Genomic DNA, 17,747 nt, shown 5'->3' on the forward strand with positions numbered 1-17,747 from the left:
ATATGGTATCCAATCAAACAAACATGAATATAAAATCGGACTCAATCTTTATATATACAAAATCCTTTGCTATCAACCAGCAATAAATTTGTTATGAAAAGAAATCAGAAATACCTATTATTTGCTTTTACTAGTGTTTCTTTATCTCTTGGATATTCCAGCTTATTCGCCACAGAAATTCATTTACGAAACGAATCATTAGCGCAATCAGAACCAACACAAAACGTCAATGAATACTTAGAAAAAAATAAACATGAAAGTTATAAATTTTTAAAACAACGATTAGATGCAGCGATTGAAGATGCCAAAAATCCGCAACCAAATGAAGTAGTTAATAAGCTTTGGGAATTAACACCCAATAACCCAAAAATCAAGACAAGAGAAAGAAACGGTAAAACTGAATTTTTAATGGTGAGTTGGAAATATGTCAAAAACCCCAACGCAGATTGGAAATCAGGAACAAAAACAATAGATTATCAAACTTGGTTAACTGTATTTCCTGAAGTTAAAGACTTCTGTAATAAATGCAAAGGTATAGGTATTAATATTCCTGGCAATATTATGCTATCGCTGAGGTTACAGCAGTACTTAGGATTAATTTTAAATCGTAACTCTAATAAAACTCATTTTGTAGAAATGTGGGTTAAAGCCGAAGATTTAAGCAGACCATGTATTAACCCAGAAATAAATAACTCTAGTTGCCAAGTTTTACCTGTACCTGTGCCGAAAACTAACTCTGTTTTGTATGAGATTTACAAAAATTCCTACTCAAATGACAAAAAAGAATATTATCCTTGGACAGGGTTAGGTTACACCTATGATTGGGGAAATCCTCAAAAGCCGCACGTAGGTGCTAGCGAGTTTCTCATCAACCCCACCCCAGCCAAGCCAATAGAAGTAGAGGTTGTCTCAGTCACGCCAACGCTGGAATATTGTCATAATCAAAACTTAAAATAAAAGAGACGTAAAATTTTACGTCTCTAAATAAGATGATGTAGCGATCGCTATTCAATCAAGTTTTATTTTGTTGAATTAGAATTTTCTCTTCTTTCCCTAACTTGTCGCAGCGTTTGGATTAGCGTTTGATTAGGTTTCTTAGAAGAAGATAGTTGATTTCTCTCAGTCTCTGTAGATGATGGTTTAACAGTAACTGACGGTGTTGGTTTAATATTATTAGCTGCCGGTGTAAACAATGGCAATGGTTTAGCAGTAGCCAATGGAGTAGGCGTTGGCTGACTACTATTGTTTACGGGTTTAGAAAATTGTGGAGTCGGTTCTAATGATGGTGTGATTCCTGGAGTCACCCCAGCAGTCTTGGTGCTATCTTGAAAACGCAGGCTAAATGGATAGCGGCTAATTTGTTGATTACCCTTCCAAGATTTACCCTTTAAATATTGTATTGATTTCAACTTCAGTGCAGGGGAAAGCATTTTATCTTGGAATTTGAGATCCAACACTTTACCTTCTGGATCAACTACTAAAAAGCCTAAAACTGTACCTTCGACACCTGCTTTACTCACAGGAACCGTATCACGGATGACGGCTTTTTCTTCCGAATTGGGATATTGCTGCTGAAGTGCTTTTCTCAGTTCTGCGTAAGAATCAAGTTGAGCAATTTGCGTTTGGTCTGATGCTTTTATCGGCAAATTGGGTGTATTGATTGGTTGGAACTTGCGAATATTAGTTGTTGATGTTGTAATATTTCCAGTCTGAGAATTTGCAGCAATATTACTTGCAGAAGTCAGGTTTTGATTACCCGACATATTATTATTAAACTGCGTAGGTTGTGAAGTAATACTGTTATTTGCAGTTGTAATATTTGAGCTAGCAGCAGTATTTGGAATTGGACTATTCGCCAAATCTGAAGGTATCTTCGCAGAGGGTAGTTCTGGTAATTGTTGTACTGGTAGTGGTTGCCGTGTTTCTGGTATTACTTGCTTGTTATCAAAATTAGAAGGAACGACTGAAGTGAATCTTTGGCTATTAGCTTTCAAATCAGAGTTGTCAAATCGAAAATTTTGTTTAGGAAGCTGTAACGACTGCCTTGTAGGTAATGAGGAGATGCGATAGTTATTAGAAGTTGTCGGTACAGGTGGCAATACTGGTTGTGTATAATACCCGCTTGGGGTTGGAGGCAATGGAGGTGCTACCAGACCAGGATTGTACAAGCTAGATGAAGGTACTTGCGGTTGTAAAGCTAGTTGCTGTTGGTTAGGAAATTTCGGCAGTTGTGGTTGTACGCCTACTTGAGGTGCGCCTGGAGTTTGCGGTAAGCGATTTTGATCAACTTGGCTTAATTCCAAAACGCCAACTGATCTTGATGCACTTTCATCTTTCGGTTTACTAGAATCTACTGGCATCAAAGGAACAATTAATGCTATAGCACCATGAATACCAACTGAGGCTATAGCTGCTATTCCAGTAGGCTGGCTTAAAATTTCTGGTATATTTTTTAGTATGGAGACGTAAGACATAGCTGTTATCGTTCACTCGGCTCAGTTGCTGTTAATTAGAAAACCAGTTTTATCTAGATCGCAAAAGTTGCGTACCACTAAAGATAATAACTTCTTACACTAAAACTCAACACGGCAATCTCACACTCTTATTGCAGTTTTTAATCTTTGATAATGACGCAATTTTATCTTTTCAAGTTGCACTTGCTAATCAGGCTTAAGGATTGTTACTAGTTGATTAAGGGTTATTTCTCAGATATTTATACGAAACAAACTGACAGTAACAATAACTATCAGTACTAGCGATCGCATCGGTCTGAAGATATAATCATCTTTTTTTTTCAGACTAATTTATGAGCTTAATTGCTTTTTAGTCAATCGAGCTTGTGTTGTAGATGCTTAGTTTGCTTGTACATAAATCGCATATAAGTGACATCTTACCACATAAGCAAGTTTAAAACTGTGACTAAATTTGCTGTTTTTTCAATACATTGTGACAACCAAGACACTTATAATTCATGATGTTTTGATTGCAACATCTCATTCCAAAACCTTCTCAAATTGATTAAAAATGCCTTTACCTACAGTTATTGTCCCTGGATATTTAGAAAGCGCGATCGCCTATCTTCCCCTAGAAAAATCCCTACAACAATTGGGATTTCCTACAGCCACAGTCCCACTACGACGACGCGACTGGTTTCCTACCGTAGGCGGCAAATCTGTAGCCCCCATTTTACGACTGTTAGACCAAACCGTGAAAAAAATCTTGCAGGAATCTCAAGGCACCCAAATCAACCTAATAGGACATTCAGCCGGTGGTTGGATTTCCCGGATTTATTTAGGCGAAAAGCCCTACTCAGCACGTGGCGAACTTAACCCATCTGTTTGGAATGCTCACCCACAGGTTGCAACTCTAATTACTCTAGGTACACCCCACATTAGCCAAGAACGCTGGACGCGCTGGAATCTTGACTTCGTGACTAATAACTATCCAGGGGCATTTTATCAAAATGTACATTACGTATGTATCGCTGGCAAAACCATCTTTGGGCAACGGCGGCCTGGTAGTTGGTTTGCATACAGCAGTTATCAGTTAACCTGTGGACAAGGTAACACCTGGGGAGATGGCATTACTCCTATTACCGCCGCCCATCTGGAAGGGGCAGAAAATCTAGTTATTGAAGGAGTGAGACACTCGCCCAGAAGCCCCGGAATTTGGTATGGCTCCCCAGAACCGCTAAAAGTTTGGGTAAAGTATTTAATTTGAAAATTTTATATTTATTTGAGAAATGTAAAAATATTTATATTAAGTTAGTTAAAATTAATAAAAATACATACTTAATAAAGAACAGGAGGGGTGAACCATGCAAACCACCCAGTTCGATAGAATTTTGCGGCGACTCGCAACGATAATATCAGTCGTAATTCTGAGCCTGTGCTTGATTTATACAACCACTGGCATTTTACTGTCTTTTTACTACGAACCAACAGCAGGTGGTGCTTACAATTCCTTGAGAATGATTAACACGGAAGTGCCGTATGGTTGGTTATTTTACCGAACCCATGAGATTGCAGGCAATGCCGTAATTGCGATCGCCCTTGTACAGGTTGTAGTGATGTTTTTAGGGCGACAATTTAGTAAGAGTTGGCTAGTTGCCTGGGTTAGTGGTATTTTCCTCACCCTCAGCACCATCGGCCTAGATTGGACAGCCATGATTCTCGACTGGACACAACTAGGATACTGGCGTTTCAGCATTGAACTGGGAACCATTGAAGCCATTCCCTTTATCGGTGGGCAATTGCGAAATATCCTCACTGGTGGAGGAGCGATTAGCAGCTTAACAGTTGAACATCTTTATGCCATCCACAGTTATTTGATTGCGGCTGCTACCTTAATTTTGGCTGTAGTGCATTTATTAGCCCTATTGTGGCAAGAACAAGAAATGTACACAGCAGATAAATTGGATCAATTTCCCGAAGCTTCACTAGTAGAGAGTTGAGCCAAAGTCGGTACAGGTATTTCTTCCACCTCCGCTAACTTTTCTACAACCAAGGGGGTGGATTGACTTGCACCAGACAAACGTTTTAAAAGATTTGGTCTGGGATCGTGCAATAAATAGATAATGCGATCGCCTACTTCCCACTCATGATTTGCTGGCATCACTTGTAACCGTTCTTCTCGTTCTAAAAGAAGCGGTATCAATACCCCAGTCCGAATCTTTTCTTGGATGCGCTCTTGCTGAATATCAAAATCTGCTGCTTCTAACGTAGTTGTCCCCAACTTCACGCGTCCTTCGTTCAGGTATTCATTCCAAGTTTTAATTGTTAAGTCGCTAATAAAAGCTTGGTTAACTGTCTTTTGATTTCCAGAATTACTCGCCTGCGGATCACGCGGATACACTGCTAACACACGCGGAGGCTTAAATTCCTCAGCAGCGCGTTGCGCCAAAACAAAATTGACTTCTCCATTACTCGTCATCGCCAAAAAAGTTCCCATAGAAGCCAGTCCTGCTTCTTCCAAAACACCAGTGTCGAGCGCACTGCTAGCTATAACGCGGATATTTTGCTCGGCTGCTTTTTCGCAACGTACTGCATCTGTGTCAATCATCACAACAGATTCTTCTCGTTCTTGAAAGAAGCGTGCAATCAACAAACTCAAAGGATTACAGCCAACAATTACTATTCCAGTTGCATCCTTAGAGGTAATTTGCAACAACTGAGCAATTCCCCCAGCTGTTAAACCCTGACAAACCACTGTCATGATGATGGTGAGAAACACCAAAGCTTTAATCGCATCACCACCATTCATCCCACGTTGCGTGAGGGAAATGGCAAATAATGAAGCCACAGAAGCCGAAACAATACCTCTAGGAGCCACCCAGCTTAAAAATAATTTCTGCCGCCAGTTGAGGTTACTGTTCCAAGTACAAGCCAAAATGTTAATTGGCCGAACCACAAACATCAGTACTAAAACAGTTAATACACTACCCCAACCTAAAGCAAAGACACTGGCAATCGATAAATCAGCCGCCAGTAAAATGAAGAGTACTGAGACGCTGAGAATCGTTAACTGACCTTTAAAGCTACGCAATAAACGTTCTTCTGGTACAGAAGAATTGGCAAAAACTGCACCAGCGACAACAGTAGTCATCACTCCTGATTCAGTGCGAATTGTCTGCGCTAGAGAAAACAGACCCCAAAGTATTGCCAAAACAACCAAATTTTTTAACTCAAACGACAGCAAACTAGCACGTTTGAAAACCCAACTCATCAAGTAACCGCCAACTGCACCAATTGCTGCACCCACGCCCAAACGCATCATCAAACCTGCGATCGCATTCACAGGATCAGCATCGTTATTAACAATCGTATCCAGAACAACAAAGGCGAGAATAGCTCCTACTGGGTCAATTAAAACCCCTTCCCCTTCTAAAAGCGTTGCTACTTGTCGATCTACATTGATTTGCTTGAGAAGCGGCCCAACCACTGTTGGCCCTGTCACCACCACTATAGAAGCGTAGAGAAAAGCTATATTCCAAGGGAATTCACCCAACCAATGAGCCGCCATACTCCCCCCTAGTAACGTGATCAGCGTTCCTAGGGTAACGAGCAATTGCAGACTCACAGAAACTCTACCCAACTCTCGCAAATCTAAATTCAGTCCACCTTCAAACAGAATGATGGCAGTCGCTAGAGCAACAATTACTTCCAATCCCGTACCTAAGGTATGTGGGTGCAATAACCCCAAACCATCAGAACCGAGGAGAATGCCCAAGAATAATAACAAGACGATGCTCGGTACGCGCAAATATGCGGCCATTACTTGGGCGCTAATACCTGCTACGACGGCGATCACCATCTGTAAGGTGATTTCAAGAGATGCTTCCATGTTTTAGATTTTGAGCGATAAATTTCAAAATCTTGTGTAAAGAAGTGTAAAGTTTACTTTTCCAGAGTACAACATTACACCCTTTTCCATTGAATTGCGATTTTCTTCCATACTTGGTTTTGTGGAATACTCTATTGTCCACTAGTTCCAAAAAAAGTGGTACTTTCTCTATCATTATTCTCCCCTGCTCCCCTGCTCCCCTGCTCCCCTGCCTCTTCCTGCTCTTTCTGCAATAAAAATTCTTTTTTTGCAAAACCTGTTGACATCATTCTGAAAATTGGTTAACTTATAAAAGGTTTGATTGCGATGCCCCCATCGTCTAGAGGCCTAGGACACCTCCCTTTCACGGAGGCGACGGGGATTCGAATTCCCCTGGGGGTACTTTTACAAGGCATCATCAAACTAAACCAAAGGTTATATCCTAACCGCAGTCTTATGCCCCCATCGTCTAGAGGCCTAGGACACCTCCCTTTCACGGAGGCGACGGGGATTCGAATTCCCCTGGGGGTACTTTAAATAAATCATGTATGTCTTGCATGTCGCAAGTAATATATACCTATTAGCATCAAGCTTTCCCGTTAAGAGTTGATTTATGAGGAAAGCTTGATAAACTTATCTAGGCGAACTCTTCTACACGCTGATAAATCGCCAGTAGATTTAACTGTAAATCCTTGCTCAGGCGGCGTTCGATAATTGTGATTGGCATAGTCAGTTTCGGCCAAACTTGGATTGTGTAGCAAAGATTAGTTCCTGTAATTCCATTTAGGGAGCAAGGTTCTAGGCTCCAACTTCCAGAAAAGCCTTTAAAATCTCCCTCAACCATGCGGAAGGTAATTTCTTTAGGAAAATATTCTTCCAAGTCCAAGACTACACGCGCACAAAAATTGAAGTTGAGTAACTTTTGAGAACCTACTTGCTCAAGTCGAATCCCACCATTAGGATGTTCCAGCAAACGACTCTTGGCAAGATTAGGGATGAAATCAACTAAAGCTTCATAATCGGTCAAAATTTTCCATATCCGCTCTATGGGATGAGGGATTTGGACTTTAGCAGTAATTTGTCGTTGCCGCTCTGCTATTTTCTCGATTTGGACAGCCACAGGGGGCAAATTAGCTGTATCAACAGCCGCCAAATTGTTTTCTAGGCTCGTGTCATCACTAGCGGCGTTAAAATCAATGTTCGCTGTGGAATTGTGTTGTTCAGTCACGGTGAGAATTATAGTTCGCTTTTGTCCGAAAATTGGGGCAGGGTGAGAGTAAAACAAACTTGGCTGAGTTGAGAATCTGGAATTGGCGTACTTTCAACAGCGATCGCCCCATTCAAATGCTGCACCAGAGACTTAGCCAAAGCAAGTCCTAAGCCTGTTCCAGGAGTCCATCGTCCACCTTTGCCACGACGGAACCTATCAAATATATAGGTGGCTTCTTCTTCCGAGATTCCCCGACCTGTATTAGTCACTTTAATGATAACTTGATCGACAAGTTGCTCAACTCGGTGACAGGCTTGCACATGAATAATACTTTCATGCTCTGAGTATGTACAGGCATTTGTTAACAATTCTTGCAGAATCCGGTTAAAACTTTCTAATTCAGTTTGGACTGCCAAAGAATCTTTGGGTAGATCCAAATCTATAGTTAACGCTTTAGCTGCAAGTTTTGGCTCAAGATTAGCTGCTAAAGCTTGAATTCTATTATTTAAATCTATAGTTTCAAATTGCGGACGTTCTTGCTGAGACTCTAATTTCTGGAGTGTCAACAAATCATTAATTAAGTTAATTTCTTTAGTACACTCTTGCTCTAAGATATCCATGTATCTTGCTTGTCTGTCTGCTGAGATTCCTGGCAAACGCAAATTTTTGATCGACATTTGCATATTTGTCAGTGGATACCGTAGGCGATCGCTCATGTTGCTCAAAAATTCATCTTTGAGATGATTGAGTTCTCGCAGTTGCTCAACGTACTGCCGTGTTTTTTCGTGCAATTTTGCTTGCAGTTCCAGGCTACTTTGGAGTTTTGCTGTGCGTTCATCAACCAAAGTCTGTACTTGCCGCAACGTCTGTGATTGAATAATGGCATTGCTTATTTGAGCGCACACCATTTCCACTAAATTTAATTCTGCCGATTGCCAATTACGGGCTGTTGCTTGCTGTAGAACAATAAACCCTAAAATTCTGCCTTGATTTTCTAACGGTACTACTAATACCGCAGGCAAAGCATCGATAGCAAACAGTGGCGCGACAGTCAAAGTCTCCTGAACATCCGTATAGTCATCAATAATTACGGGTTTTCCTGAGTCTGTGAACACACGTTGACACAAACCACATTCAGAAATTAAGAACGACTGAGTTTCAGATTCCGATTTACCGTTGTGATAATCTTGGGTGTTGCGATTCCACTCAACAGTTACGTTAGCCTTAGCTTTGGGAATCTGTTTTTTAGCTTGGGTTCTAAATAAAGGATCTGTATATTTGAGTAATATTAATAAGCCTCGGTCTGCCTGTAAAGATTCAGCAGTTGAGGAAATAGCTAACTTGAGCATTTGATTTAACTCTAAGTTGCTACGACTTAATATAGTTAACTGCTTGATTAAACTTTGATATTGATCAGTCTTTTGGAGATGCTGCTGTTGCGACGCGATTAACTGTGCTTGTGCTACTTGAGAGAATGCGATCGCACAAGATGACTCGACTAACTTTAATAGTTGTTTTTCTGCATCACTCCAATCATAGGGTTGGAATTGAATTAGACTAATCACACCATTATTTTGACCTGCAAATCGAGTCGGGATTGCCAAAACGGCTCTTATTGGTAATGGTAGGTTTTGACCTCCAACTATCAAACTATTGCGAATCGTAGAAATGTCATCAATAGTGAATGGTTCAGCCGCACAATGTAATACCGGCAGATCCATCAATAAATGTTCGTTTGACAACATTTCACTGGAGTTTGGCATCGCTAGATACTCATCAGCACACCAATGTACAGCTGTTGCTTCAGCAGAAACTTCGCTGGTAACTGTAACTAAACAACAATCAACTTTGAAGGCCGAGCCTAGCAATCGAGCAATTTCTTGCAGTATCAAAGTTGTTGCTGAACTGTTGGCTATGATGTGGTTGATTTTTTGTACCAAATTAAAATTTGGTTCTTTCTGATGCTGCATCAGCTTGAGTGGGTATGATTGTAGTCGCTCTAGGTCATCCGGGTAATGTTGCGGCAATGATAAATGCTTTTTCATCCCTGGCACGCTTTTGGATAATGACCCCATATTATAAACACCCAATTTCTTGGCATATGATTCACCGTTAGTTATGTCACTGCACTCTCATGAGTTATAAATCTTTTATTAAAGACTTTCTCTAACCTGTTATAGCCCTTTTCTCTTTCAGATGAACAAGTTACTGGTATATTAGACTAATTTATACATTGGTATGAAAATATCTAAAATCTACTAAAGTTCTTCCTACAGATAATTTTGGGATTTTTTACAGATCTAATATGACTAACTTGAGAACACGATAGCTTGTCTGTAACTATACATAAACCGTAATTTCTCTAGAATTAAGATAATAACTTAAAGATAAATACCGCATTAATACGGTTTGGATATTAGTTTTAGTAATATTTATTGCTGATCAATTTACTTAAGGTTAAGTAAACTTCTTTGGGCTGTCCAAAAGTTAAACTCCATTATGACAGAGCTTCAGAAAAAACTCTGATACTTCTTAGGGTAGTTTCGTAAAGGCTTTATGAAGGAGCATTTCCAACTTATTCATAAATTCGTCAGTTTTTCAGGCAAGGTAGAAGCCAGAGCATAAAATAAATAAAAATTTTTTAATAGAAATAAAAAATTTTTAATTTTTATTAAACAAATTTACTCACACTAAATAATGAAATCAGTCTAGTTACCATGAGTAATCATGAGAAAGTACGCAGTAATAGCAAAAATCAAAGGGTGTAAGGTGTGAGTCAGCAAAATTTATATAACCCACACTCTTACACCCTATCTCAACAATTAACCTTTGTGCGTTAGCCCTGATAACTAAGCTGCCTTGATTAGAATTAAAAACTATCCAGCCAAACTCTCGACACTGAGCGGAACCATATCGCCATTCCTCGTTAATCCTAATAACATTGGTTGTTGAGGCTGAATCAATTGTCCTGTCAGTACACAACGTTCTTCCTGTTGAGCGGTGGCGGCTATACTAGCTCGAATATCGGCTCGTGAAAATCGCGGTTTCCACTCACCGGATTTTTGTTGAACATAATTCCACAGAATATCGCGGATGAGAGCTTGATACCCCTGATTGCCGGCTATATCTTTGAGTTTATCTTTAAGTTCTCGCTCTAACCGAATGCTGGTAACTTCCATATCGGTGGTTGGGGTGCGGGTAATGGTATGCATGACTTTTTCTCCTTAAAGGTATGGACAGGATAGTAATACAAGTGTAGTATGTTTAAAGGAATGTTCAATAGGTGAAATTTTCTGTGAAATCCCTCTATCCCATCTCTATCTCTACTTCCTTGCGTCATACCAACTGCCGATCCAGTTGGGAATCGACGGCTATGGGAGTGGAGTATTTATTTATGGGTGATGCTAGCCGAATTCATGGCCTAGCCAAAGAGGATAAATATGATTTTGATTTTAGAAATCTCGGCATAGGCGTGCTGAATGCACAACCACAACTGAACCAAAGAAGCGGGAGGTACAGACAAAAAAATACTGTACCGATATAAGACCAGAAAAGTTTTGGTTTATTACCAACCCCCGCTTCACCCAAATAAGAAGCGGGGGTTTTTTGATAAGGAGTGAAGCTGTGACGATATCTTCTAGGCGCGGCGCGAACGCAATGCAAGTGTTAGAGCAATCCGTAGTCGTATTTTCGCAAAATTACTTGCCACTATGTTGTGTAAATATCAAACGAGCGATTGTGTTGTTAGTAACAAATAAAGCAGAACCACTTGATTTTGCGGCGGATGGCGGATGGCGAGTTCATTCACCCAGTCTAGTAATTGAGGTACCAAAACACATTCGTTTGAAAATTGGCTCTAGTGAGCGGACATGGAAAGTACCACCAGTGAATCGGCGGGAAGTTTTGCGACGAGACCATCACACTTGTCAGTATTGCGGTAGCGGCAAACGCCTGACATTAGATCACGTCATCCCAAGATCAAAAGGTGGTTTACACACTTGGGATAACGTAGTCACAGCTTGTGAAAGATGTAACTCCCGAAAAGGCGATCGCTCTTTATCTGAAGTTGGAATGCAGCTACGGAAATTACCCAAAGCACCAATTCACCCGGCGATCGCTTTTGCTGAACAGTTCTGGACAAATGTGCAAGCAAACCTGGAATAACAGGAGAGCATAAGGAATGCTGAAATTAACTTACACCGAAAGGAGCTTTTGTTTAGAGTGTATTCCTCAGTCACTAGAGGAGTGGATATCACAGCGCGTAATTTTCGCCATGCGAGTTGGACAAAATTTTTGTATCGAACCAAGTTCTGCTTCCTTTTTGCTACCTGTTGATCTGCCAGGGGTAGAAGCACTTAAGGCTGAGGTGAAACGAGATGATCGGGAAATCATCGCCTTGTGTGTCTGCGATAGCGAATATGTGGAAGTGACACTGCGGGGTTCTTGGCTAACTAATGGTGCTGAGGATGCTATAGGTGTGTTCATCACTACAATGAGCGATCGCACTGAATTCTTTCTGCACAAACTTTGGCAAGAAGCTCAAGCTTGCGCCTCTGTGATGAGTGAATAAAAAAGTGTGAAGTATAAAATTTCATCTTTTATACTTCTACTCTCCGCTTTTTTCTAACAGTTCAGGAATTGTCACAAATCTGTAGCCTTGCTGTTTCAGCCCGGTGATAATTTGTGGCAATGCTTGTACTGTTCTGTGGCGATCGCCACCGCCATCGTGCATCAACACAATAGCTCCTGGTTTCGCGCCTTTCAACACATTATTCACAAATGCTTGTGGTTTGGCATGAGGATCAGTGTCGGCTGAAGTCAAAGACCACATGACTACAGAATATTTCTGGCTTTTCGCATAAGCAGCTAATCCGTTGTTTAAAAAGCCGCCAGGAGGTCGAAACAAAGTTGTTTTGACTCCTGTTGTTTTGTAAATCAGATTAGATGTGCGGTCAATTTCGCTCTTAGCGGTGGCTTCATCCATGCGTTTATACCAGTGATGCCAAGTGTGGTTCCCGATAACGTGTCCTTCAGCTACAACTCGTTTGGCAAGTTCAGGATTTGCTTGTACAGCACTTCCCACCCAAAAGAATGTTGCCTTAATATTATTTGCTTTGAAGATATCTAGCATTTGTAAGGTTGTTTTTGGCCAAGGTCCATCATCAATAGTTAAGGCAATAACTTTCTCTTTATTGTTGGGTTCTACTTTATATAAGGTTTTTCCTTGAAATCTAGCTGGGATACTAACGCTCGACTGTTCTATTTGAGTTGATAACGGTAGTTGAGCATCAATTTGAGCTTGTACCCAATTATCTAGAACTTTTGCCGTCAAGAGTGTGCTGATTGACTGGTGAACGGTTAATTGTGGAATCGTACTACAGGCTGTTACAAAAAGGGCGATCGCCACAAAACCAAATATTCTGCCTCGCTTAAGGTTTTTATCTGTCACATCAGGTTCCTAAATATTCAGCCCATCATAAGCTTGTAGTTTTACTTCGTACAGAGGTTAATAAGTTACAAGCCTAGCAATATATACCTTTTCAGCAATTTTTTAAAAATTTTTCCTCAACCCCTTGACACCTTTTGTAGTATTTATGTAGCATAAATGTAGTGAGGCGAAAGACAAAGCTTCTTAAAGGTAAAAGTCATGTTCTACATCCAAATACAGAACACTTACTGGAACAGACAACCAGTAAACAAAGGCTCTCCTACTTCTAAACAATTTGAGGCAGAGGCTATTAACGCCAAAAGGTCTAAATTGGCTAAGGCAAAAACCGCCGAATACATCAGTAATACACAACAGGTTTATTACTTAGAGCGTCGGTTATTTGGTTAACAGTTTTTCTCAATCAAAGTAATTTTTCTGAACCTTGAAAACTGAATAAGGAATGGGCAAGTTCACCAAAAATCGTCTGTGCCTATGAGCCTAATCAATAGGCACAGATACCAAATATGGGAGTATAGCTCAAATGGTTAAAGCGATCTTCACTCCAGCGATAGGTTACGAGTACCCTGCGGGAAGCCACCCAAAGGGTGTCTACAATTCTCGTTGCTCCCGTGTAGCCTTGTGGACGACTAGATAAGTCGCTGTGCATCTCAAGCATAGAGAAGCGGGTGCAATTCCCGTCAAGGCTCCCAAACGGCTGAGTAGCCAAGTGGTTGAAGGCATTGGTCTGCAAAACCGACATCGTGAGTTCGATTCTCACCTCAGCCTTTGGTTCATTGCAGCGTAGCTTAACGGTAAAGCCCTCGGCTCATAACCGAGTATATGCGGGTTCAATTCCCGCCGCTGCTAATGCAGGGATGGTGTAACGACAACACCTCGTGACTCCAAATCCGATGTTCTAGGTACCCTTCGGGAAGATGCCCGTTAGGGCATCTACAAATCCTAGTCCCTGCGTTCTACTCTTGCCCCCGTGGACGAATGGTTAAGTCACTGCTCTTTCAAAGCGGAGATGCGAGTTCAATTCTCGTCGGGGGAATTATGGGTCGATGGCCGAGTCTGGTTAAAGGCGACAGTCTGTAAAACTGTTCTATTTTGTTCGCAGGTACCCTACGGGAAGCCGCTATCGCGTCTACAAATCCTGCTCGACCCACTGTGGAGAGGTGGCTGAGTGGCTCAAAGCGTCCTCCTGCTAAGAGGAAACGGTTTAACGACCGTCGCAGGTTCAAATCCTGTCAGGGGTACTAAGCTCCCGTGGCGGAACGGAAGACGCACTAGACCGAGGATCTAGTTTTTTGCAGGTACCTTTTGGGAAGCCGCTACCGCGTCTACAAATCCTGTCGAGAGTACCAAAATCAGAGTATGCCCTTGTAGCCCAACCGGAAGAGGTGCTTCGCTTAGAACGAAGAGGTTGCAGGTTCGACTCCTGTCAGGGGCATTGGTGAAATGCGGGGATGAAGCAAGAGCGGCTTAGAGGTCTCATAAGCCTCATATCGGCAGGTGCAACTCCTGCCCCCGTCACCAAAATTTAGTGCTGGTGTAGCTCAATTGGTAGAGCAACTGACTTGTAATCAGTAGTTTGCAGGTTTAACTCCTGTCACCAGTTCCAGAATGCGATCGTGGTGTAACGGCAGCATGAGAGTCTTCCAAACTCACGGTACGAGTACCCTGCGGGAAGCAAGCTACGAGTCTCGTTGATCGCTCTGAAACTTGCGGGTGTGATGTAACGGTAGCATCTGAGTGCGCCACATTCAGCGTGTGGGTTCAAATCCCTCCACTCGCTTGCGTAGTCCTGTAGTTCAAAGGTAGAGCAATTGCCTTACAAGCAATAAGTTGCAGGTTCAACTCCTGCCAGGACTACCAATTAATGGGAGTGTAGCTCAATTGAAGAGAGCATCGAGCTTCTAACTCGAAGGATGTGGGTTTGAGTCCTACCACTCTCGCCTATGGGTCTGTAGCTTAATTGGGAAAGCACCTGGCTCGCAACTAGGAAGATGTCGGTTCAATTCCGACCAGTATCCACCAAGATTATGGGGTCATAGCTCAAATGGCTAGAGTGCCTGCCTTGCAAGCAGGAGATTATGGGTAACCTTCGGGAAGCCGCTACCGCGTCTACAATTCCCATTGATTCCACTGATGGTGTCTGAAGCCAAAGCGATCACGGCACTGGTTTGTGAAACCAGTCATAGCGGGTTTAAGTCCCGTCAGGCACCCCTAAATGGAAGTTGTCCGGCATAGACGAGGAAACCGCCTTGAAAGCGACTGCGGCTAACACTGTCAAGAGTTCGATTCTCTTAGCTTCCGTTAAATTACCACCTGAAGCCGAAAAGTGAGGCGCTGTGCTGATAACACAGAAACAGGAGGGGCAGTACCTCCCTGGTGGATTAACTTCCCACTTCCTTATTCATGATTCATGGGTGGTTGGCATAGCGGCTGTGCAGCGGGCTTTTAATCCGCTATAGAGAGGTTCGACTCCTCTACCACCCACTTTCAGCAAGAAGGCAATAGTCAAGAGGGAACGGGCAATAAGGAAAAAACCTTTTTTGTTCCCTTTTGAAAGAAATCAGAGACTCCACTATACGCAGTCTCCATTGCCCGTTCTCTGTTCGCAATTCCCTTGTTACTTAACCTCTACAAAGAGTCTATATGCTGCTGTACTTTTTGTGAGAGTGGCTGAGACTCGATGTGCTGAGATAATTCATGGGCATTTTGGTAGCAAGATAGTGCCTTCTTTTTGCGTTTGGTTGTGGCGTACAATGTACCCATATTCAGCAAAGTCGAAATTTCTCCCAAGCGATCGCCTAATTCCTGATAAATGGCAATGGCTTGTTTATAAAATTTCATTGCCTGCCAGTTATTTCCTATACGACTATAGGTATACCCAATATTATTCAGGGTTGTGGCTTCGCCAGCGTGATCTTTAAGCGATCGCCGCGACAAAAATACTTGATAATACAGCAGCAGTGCTTGTTTAGGTTGTCCTAAATCACTATAAATAGAAGCAATATTATTCATTGTGGTTGCTTCACCAACCAAATTCTTAGATGCTCTTTGAATAGAACGTGCTTCTTGCAAAAATTCTAGAGCCTGTTCATACTTGCCTAAAAGACTATAGGCAAACCCAAGACCATTCAAAGTTGTCGCTTCGCCAGAAAAGTCTCCTAACAGTCGCCGCATCTGGAGAATTTGGTGCTGTAATAACAACGCTCGTTTTGGTTCTCCCAATTTGGTATATATCAGGGCTACATCGTTGAGGCTAGAAACTTCACCCTGAAGGTCTTGCAATTTTCTAAAAATTACTAAGGCTTTATCGAGATATTTCAGTGCTTGGGAAAACTTTCCAAGACGGCTGTATGTAGAACCCAGATTACTCAGGGCAGTGGCCTCTGCTTTTTGATTGCCTAAGTCTTGAGCAAGCAAAAGTGCTTGCTCAAAACACTCTAATGCTCTTTGAGGTTGCCAGCAACCAAGGTGAGCTAAACCAATGTCGTTTAATGTGTAACCTTCTTTAGCGCGATCAGAAATTGATCTAGCTAACTCTAGATTCTTCATTGCTAGAGCGAGAGATTCTTGAACTTTACCTTCGTGGTAGTAGCGGGTTGCTTGATTACGACGTTGTTCCCACTCTTGGACTGGATTGAAAGTTTGCGTCATTTGACCTCAGTTGCACTGGAGATAAATTAGGCAGGCTCTTTTTGAGCAAACACCCTTAGGAGAGAATTTTCTTGAGGATGCCCACATTTAAGTTAAACATTATTTTCTTCCCTAAGATATAGGATGTAAATAGTAAATTGTGGTATATTTTTCAACTTAATTAGTAAATACTATCTAAAGCTGAGATAATAGGTTGATTTATATAGCTTGTAGTTGCAAATTCATAAACCAAGTGAGCTAATGAGGTCTATTAGCGTAAATATGCATAATCAGCGTAGTTTTCGCTAATTTTTAAGGTTAACTTTGCTTTTGTCAAAGTCATACTCTCAGAGCTTTTACGGGGCGAGGTAGTTACCTGTTCTTCAAATTCCTGAATTTCACAGTTTTATTGATACTGAATTGACACTGGTAGCAGTTTTATCATCTGAAATAGTAGCGATCGCTGTGATTCAGGCTAAATTTAGATATGAAATTGCTTGATGACGCTCATTATGCAAGTTTTATACTTTGATTCAGTTGTTTGAACTATTACTAATTAATAAACCTTTTGCAATATTATTTTTGTAAGAGAAGGAAAAGGTTTTTCTGAGGTGCTTGTATCTTTTAGTCACTTCTGCAAGAAGAATCAGATTTGGCGATCGCAAGTAATGCCCATTTAAGGTGAGACAATTATTGAAATCCCTTGTAATCATTGAGAAATGATTACAAGGGATTTCATATACATGGCACAAGTTATTTTGTTCTTTTTCCCTATGAGCGTTCAATTAGAGCAATAAATCGCCAAATTTATCCATATTACACGCTCTACCTACAGATTGATTTTATTAATAACCCAGACGCGCTAAAGTTCACCCTAGAGGTCGATCCCAAAGTAGGATGATTCCAAGTAAATATAAGTTAGGTGAACTTGATGGCATGAAACATTGTGAAAAATGCTAGCAATTAGATTGCTAATGAAGCTTATTAATAAGCTCAATTACAGCAATTCACAATGTTGATTCTTATTCAAAGATTAACCTCGAAATAACTAAGGGCGAAGCCTAAACTAATCATTATGTGCCTAATTTTTTTAATTAGGATACAAGCTTCCCTGAAAAATATAACTTATTTCTTGTTAAC

General features: G+C 41.2%; 15 protein-coding genes, 15 tRNA genes and 1 pseudogene. 22 read left to right on the forward strand and 9 right to left on the reverse strand.

What is annotated here, in order from left to right; translation table 11 throughout:
- Positions 1–93 precede the first annotated feature (93 nt).
- Positions 94–957 (forward strand): hypothetical protein, encoded by an 864-nt coding sequence (locus H6G76_RS12565; RefSeq protein ID WP_190700558.1) that lies wholly within the window; start codon positions 94–96, stop codon positions 955–957.
- Between the two features lie 62 nt (positions 958–1,019).
- Here H6G76_RS12565 and H6G76_RS12570 read toward each other — a convergent pair whose 3' ends face one another.
- Positions 1,020–2,474, reverse strand: a complete 1,455-nt coding sequence (locus H6G76_RS12570; protein WP_190700560.1) for a hypothetical protein — start codon at positions 2,472–2,474, stop codon at positions 1,020–1,022.
- Positions 2,475–3,024: 550 nt separating this feature from the next.
- Between H6G76_RS12570 and H6G76_RS12575 the strand changes: the two genes are divergently transcribed.
- Together H6G76_RS12575 and H6G76_RS12580 are read left to right on the forward strand one after the other, a co-directional pair.
- Complete coding sequence (locus H6G76_RS12575) at positions 3,025–3,720, forward strand: triacylglycerol lipase (RefSeq protein WP_190700563.1); 696 nt, start codon at positions 3,025–3,027, stop codon at positions 3,718–3,720.
- 97 nt (positions 3,721–3,817) lie between these two features.
- A complete protein-coding gene (locus H6G76_RS12580) occupies positions 3,818–4,453 on the forward strand; it encodes a cytochrome b N-terminal domain-containing protein (RefSeq protein ID WP_190700567.1) in 636 nt (211 codons plus the stop codon).
- Here the strand turns inward: H6G76_RS12580 and H6G76_RS12585 are convergent.
- Both H6G76_RS12585 and H6G76_RS12590 read right to left on the reverse strand, forming a co-directional pair.
- Positions 4,420–6,342: a sodium:proton antiporter gene (locus H6G76_RS12585; RefSeq protein WP_190700570.1), complete on the reverse strand. Its 1,923-nt coding sequence runs from the start codon at positions 6,340–6,342 to the stop codon at positions 4,420–4,422. The two genes, H6G76_RS12580 and H6G76_RS12585, sit on opposite strands and share 34 nt — an antisense overlap.
- A 131-nt stretch (positions 6,343–6,473) precedes the next feature.
- Positions 6,474–6,611 carry a hypothetical protein gene (locus H6G76_RS12590; protein WP_190700572.1) on the reverse strand — a complete coding sequence of 46 codons (138 nt, stop codon included), beginning with the start codon at positions 6,609–6,611 and terminating at the stop codon, positions 6,474–6,476.
- Between the two features lie 39 nt (positions 6,612–6,650).
- Between H6G76_RS12590 and H6G76_RS12595 the strand changes: the two genes are divergently transcribed.
- A tRNA-Glu gene (locus tag H6G76_RS12595) sits at positions 6,651–6,723 on the forward strand.
- A 56-nt stretch (positions 6,724–6,779) separates the two neighbouring features.
- Positions 6,780–6,852, forward strand: a tRNA-Glu gene (locus tag H6G76_RS12600).
- Positions 6,853–6,958: 106 nt separating this feature from the next.
- Here H6G76_RS12600 and H6G76_RS12605 read toward each other — a convergent pair.
- The 3 genes from H6G76_RS12605 to H6G76_RS12615 form a co-directional block, all read right to left on the reverse strand.
- Positions 6,959–7,549: an SRPBCC family protein gene (locus H6G76_RS12605; protein ID WP_190700575.1), complete on the reverse strand. Its 591-nt coding sequence runs from the start codon at positions 7,547–7,549 to the stop codon at positions 6,959–6,961.
- 8 nt (positions 7,550–7,557) lie between these two features.
- Positions 7,558–9,606, reverse strand: a complete 2,049-nt coding sequence (locus H6G76_RS12610; RefSeq protein WP_397333979.1) for a GAF domain-containing protein — start codon at positions 9,604–9,606, stop codon at positions 7,558–7,560.
- Positions 9,607–10,407: 801 nt separating this feature from the next.
- Complete coding sequence (locus H6G76_RS12615) at positions 10,408–10,743, reverse strand: hypothetical protein (protein WP_190700578.1); 336 nt, start codon at positions 10,741–10,743, stop codon at positions 10,408–10,410.
- Between the two features lie 445 nt (positions 10,744–11,188).
- Between H6G76_RS12615 and H6G76_RS12620 the strand changes: the two genes are divergently transcribed.
- Positions 11,189–11,695: an HNH endonuclease gene (locus tag H6G76_RS12620; protein WP_190700794.1), complete on the forward strand. Its 507-nt coding sequence runs from the start codon at positions 11,189–11,191 to the stop codon at positions 11,693–11,695.
- Positions 11,696–11,711: 16 nt separating this feature from the next.
- Positions 11,712–12,101, forward strand: coding sequence for an alr0857 family protein (locus H6G76_RS12625; protein ID WP_190700581.1), 390 nt, complete (start codon positions 11,712–11,714; stop codon positions 12,099–12,101).
- Positions 12,102–12,137: 36 nt separating this feature from the next.
- Here the strand turns inward: H6G76_RS12625 and H6G76_RS12630 are convergent, their stop codons facing one another.
- Positions 12,138–12,980, reverse strand: a complete 843-nt coding sequence (locus tag H6G76_RS12630; protein WP_190700583.1) for a polysaccharide deacetylase family protein — start codon at positions 12,978–12,980, stop codon at positions 12,138–12,140.
- Between the two features lie 198 nt (positions 12,981–13,178).
- On the opposite strand from H6G76_RS12630, the gene H6G76_RS12635 reads away from it, so the two are divergent.
- On the forward strand, positions 13,179–13,367 hold the full coding sequence (locus H6G76_RS12635) for a hypothetical protein (protein ID WP_190700586.1): 189 nt from the start codon (positions 13,179–13,181) through the stop codon (positions 13,365–13,367).
- A 118-nt stretch (positions 13,368–13,485) separates the two neighbouring features.
- A pseudogene (locus tag H6G76_RS12640) lies at positions 13,486–13,589 on the forward strand.
- On the opposite strand, the gene H6G76_RS37655 reads toward H6G76_RS12640, so the two are convergent.
- Positions 13,569–13,700 carry a hypothetical protein gene (locus H6G76_RS37655; protein WP_277883084.1) on the reverse strand — a complete coding sequence of 44 codons (132 nt, stop codon included), beginning with the start codon at positions 13,698–13,700 and terminating at the stop codon, positions 13,569–13,571. The pseudogene H6G76_RS12640 and the gene H6G76_RS37655 overlap by 21 nt on opposite strands.
- On the opposite strand from H6G76_RS37655, the gene H6G76_RS12645 reads away from it, so the two are divergent.
- The 13 genes from H6G76_RS12645 to H6G76_RS12705 all read left to right on the forward strand — a co-directional run bounded on the left by H6G76_RS12645 (position 13,673) and on the right by H6G76_RS12705 (position 15,461).
- A tRNA-Cys gene (locus tag H6G76_RS12645) sits at positions 13,673–13,745 on the forward strand. The genes H6G76_RS37655 and H6G76_RS12645 overlap by 28 nt on opposite strands.
- A 9-nt stretch (positions 13,746–13,754) precedes the next feature.
- A tRNA-Ile gene (locus H6G76_RS12650) sits at positions 13,755–13,826 on the forward strand.
- A gap of 116 nt (positions 13,827–13,942) precedes the next feature.
- Positions 13,943–14,013: transfer RNA gene (locus tag H6G76_RS12655), tRNA-Glu, on the forward strand.
- A 4-nt stretch (positions 14,014–14,017) separates the two neighbouring features.
- Positions 14,018–14,127, forward strand: a tRNA-Tyr gene (locus H6G76_RS12660).
- Between the two features lie 95 nt (positions 14,128–14,222).
- A tRNA-Leu gene (locus H6G76_RS12665) sits at positions 14,223–14,326 on the forward strand.
- Between the two features lie 12 nt (positions 14,327–14,338).
- Positions 14,339–14,412 (forward strand) — tRNA-Leu (locus H6G76_RS12670).
- A 95-nt stretch (positions 14,413–14,507) separates the two neighbouring features.
- Positions 14,508–14,583, forward strand: a tRNA-Thr gene (locus H6G76_RS12675).
- 103 nt (positions 14,584–14,686) lie between these two features.
- Positions 14,687–14,757, forward strand: a tRNA-Gly gene (locus tag H6G76_RS12680).
- Positions 14,758–14,762: 5 nt separating this feature from the next.
- Positions 14,763–14,837, forward strand: a tRNA-Val gene (locus H6G76_RS12685).
- A gap of 6 nt (positions 14,838–14,843) precedes the next feature.
- Positions 14,844–14,917 (forward strand) — tRNA-Arg (locus H6G76_RS12690).
- Between the two features lie 5 nt (positions 14,918–14,922).
- Positions 14,923–14,999, forward strand: a tRNA-Ala gene (locus H6G76_RS12695).
- 7 nt (positions 15,000–15,006) lie between these two features.
- Positions 15,007–15,107, forward strand: a tRNA-Ala gene (locus tag H6G76_RS12700).
- A gap of 282 nt (positions 15,108–15,389) precedes the next feature.
- Positions 15,390–15,461: transfer RNA gene (locus H6G76_RS12705), tRNA-Lys, on the forward strand.
- Between the two features lie 144 nt (positions 15,462–15,605).
- Here the strand turns inward: H6G76_RS12705 and H6G76_RS12710 are convergent.
- Positions 15,606–16,628, reverse strand: a complete 1,023-nt coding sequence (locus H6G76_RS12710; RefSeq protein ID WP_190700589.1) for a tetratricopeptide repeat protein — start codon at positions 16,626–16,628, stop codon at positions 15,606–15,608.
- Between the last annotated feature and the right edge of the window lie 1,119 nt (positions 16,629–17,747).

Origin of the sequence: Nostoc sp. FACHB-152 (genome assembly GCF_014697475.1) — a bacterium.
Classification (GTDB): Bacteria; Cyanobacteriota; Cyanobacteriia; order Cyanobacteriales; family Nostocaceae; genus Nostoc_B.

Coding starts and splice junctions, on each gene's coding strand:
- H6G76_RS12565 (WP_190700558.1), top strand. CDS start 94: ATGAAAAGAAATCAGAAATACCTATTATTTGCTTTTACTAGTGTTTCT.
- H6G76_RS12570 (WP_190700560.1), bottom strand. CDS start 2,474: ATGTCTTACGTCTCCATACTAAAAAATATACCAGAAATTTTAAGCCAG.
- H6G76_RS12575 (WP_190700563.1), top strand. CDS start 3,025: ATGCCTTTACCTACAGTTATTGTCCCTGGATATTTAGAAAGCGCGATC.
- H6G76_RS12580 (WP_190700567.1), top strand. CDS start 3,818: ATGCAAACCACCCAGTTCGATAGAATTTTGCGGCGACTCGCAACGATA.
- H6G76_RS12585 (WP_190700570.1), bottom strand. CDS start 6,342: ATGGAAGCATCTCTTGAAATCACCTTACAGATGGTGATCGCCGTCGTA.
- H6G76_RS12590 (WP_190700572.1), bottom strand. CDS start 6,611: ATGATGTCAACAGGTTTTGCAAAAAAAGAATTTTTATTGCAGAAAGAG.
- H6G76_RS12610 (WP_397333979.1), bottom strand. CDS start 9,606: ATGGGGTCATTATCCAAAAGCGTGCCAGGGATGAAAAAGCATTTATCA.
- H6G76_RS12615 (WP_190700578.1), bottom strand. CDS start 10,743: ATGCATACCATTACCCGCACCCCAACCACCGATATGGAAGTTACCAGC.
- H6G76_RS12620 (WP_190700794.1), top strand. CDS start 11,189: ATGCAAGTGTTAGAGCAATCCGTAGTCGTATTTTCGCAAAATTACTTG.
- H6G76_RS12625 (WP_190700581.1), top strand. CDS start 11,712: ATGCTGAAATTAACTTACACCGAAAGGAGCTTTTGTTTAGAGTGTATT.
- H6G76_RS12635 (WP_190700586.1), top strand. CDS start 13,179: ATGTTCTACATCCAAATACAGAACACTTACTGGAACAGACAACCAGTA.
- H6G76_RS37655 (WP_277883084.1), bottom strand. CDS start 13,700: ATGCCTTCAACCACTTGGCTACTCAGCCGTTTGGGAGCCTTGACGGGA.
- H6G76_RS12710 (WP_190700589.1), bottom strand. CDS start 16,628: ATGACGCAAACTTTCAATCCAGTCCAAGAGTGGGAACAACGTCGTAAT.